This is a genomic window from Cecembia lonarensis LW9, assembly GCF_000298295.1.
In the GTDB taxonomy this organism is placed as follows: domain Bacteria; phylum Bacteroidota; class Bacteroidia; order Cytophagales; family Cyclobacteriaceae; genus Cecembia; species Cecembia lonarensis.
In genome coordinates this window covers 1-847 of record NZ_AMGM01000241.1, presented here as the reverse complement: position 1 = coordinate 847, position 847 = coordinate 1, and the positions used below count along the sequence as shown (strand labels likewise).

Genomic DNA, 847 nt, shown 5'->3' with positions numbered 1-847 from the left:
CCATGCTGGAGCGTTTGGAAAAGCAAATGTAGGCATAAGTAACGATAATGCAGGCGAGAAACCTGCACACCGATAGACTAAGGTTTCCTGAGCAATGCTAATCAGCTCAGGGTTAGTCGGGGCCTAAGGCAAACCCGAAGGGGGTAGTCGATGGATAACGGGTTAATATTCCCGTACTGACTGTAATGAGTGATGGGGTGACGAAGGCGTGTAACCCTTGCGCACTGACGGAATAGTGCGTTAAAGGCCGTAGGTAGACTCACCGTAGGAAAATCCGCGGAGAGTGCTGAAAGCTGATAGTACTCCAAGGCTTCGGCTGCGGAGATAATGGGGCCAAACATACTTCCAAGAAAACCCTCTAAGCGTTTACATTACAGCCACCCGTACCGCAAACCGACACAGGTAGTCAAGTGGCAATCCACTAAGGTGCTCGAGTGATTCATGGTTAAGGAACTAGGCAAATTAGACCTGTAACTTCGGAAGAAGGGTCGCTCCGCAGGAATGCGGAGCCGCAGTGAATAGGTCCAGGCGACTGTTTAACAAAAACACAGGGCTCTGCGAAATCGAAAGATGAAGTATAGGGCCTGACACCTGCCCGGTGCTGGAAGGTTAAGGGGGGATGTTAGGGGGTAACCTCGAAGCATTGAACTGAAGCCCCAGTAAACGGCGGCCGTAACTATAACGGTCCTAAGGTAGCGAAATTCCTTGTCGGGTAAGTTCCGACCTGCACGAATGGTGTAACGATCTGGACACTGTCTCAACCATGAGCTCGGTGAAATTGTAGTCGCGGTGAAGATGCCGCGTACCCGTCACGGGACGGAAAGACCCCATGAACCTTTACTATAAC

The 847-nt window shown here is 51.0% G+C and carries 1 rRNA gene; it reads left to right on the top strand.

What is annotated here, in order from left to right:
- Positions 1–847, top strand: a 23S ribosomal RNA gene (locus B879_RS21115); the annotation flags it as partial.